Source organism: Neisseria sp. HMSC068C04 (assembly GCF_001810105.1).
Lineage (GTDB): Bacteria > Pseudomonadota > Gammaproteobacteria > Burkholderiales > Neisseriaceae > Neisseria > Neisseria flavescens_B.
This window is the reverse complement of the sequence record NZ_KV799978.1, coordinates 1-379: the sequence shown is the minus strand read 5'-3', so window position 1 is coordinate 379 and position 379 is coordinate 1. Positions and strand designations below refer to the sequence as shown.

The 379-nt window shown below is 50.9% G+C and carries 1 pseudogene; it reads left to right on the top strand.

The features are described 5' to 3' along the window. Nucleotides 1-14: 14 nt before the first annotated feature. Nucleotides 15-379, top strand: a pseudogene (locus HMPREF2700_RS07950) (hypothetical protein); the annotation flags it as partial.

Genomic DNA, 379 nt, shown 5'->3' with positions numbered 1-379 from the left:
ACAAGGAGAAAATCATGCCGCAGGAAGTCACTTTACAATTGGGCAAAAAAGGGCCGGAAAGCTTCAAATTGGCAGGAGCGGTGGCGGATCACCATACCGCTGGCGAACTGGCCGGCTTTTTAGATTTAAAATGGCCGTCGAAACAATTGGGAGCCGTCACCATTCGCCATGGCGGCCATGATCTGACTATTCCGCATACTTTTTCTGCTATGGGCACGGCATGGTCACAGCCGAAGGGGGAGGGGGTAGTCGGTATCGATTTGAACAGCGGCATCAGTGCCGGCGAACTTATCCGCCATCGTGAAGCCTATGATTTATGGGTTAAGCTGATGAAGCGGATACAGGACAGTGGCTGGCAACGTTATATTTATTTATCCAG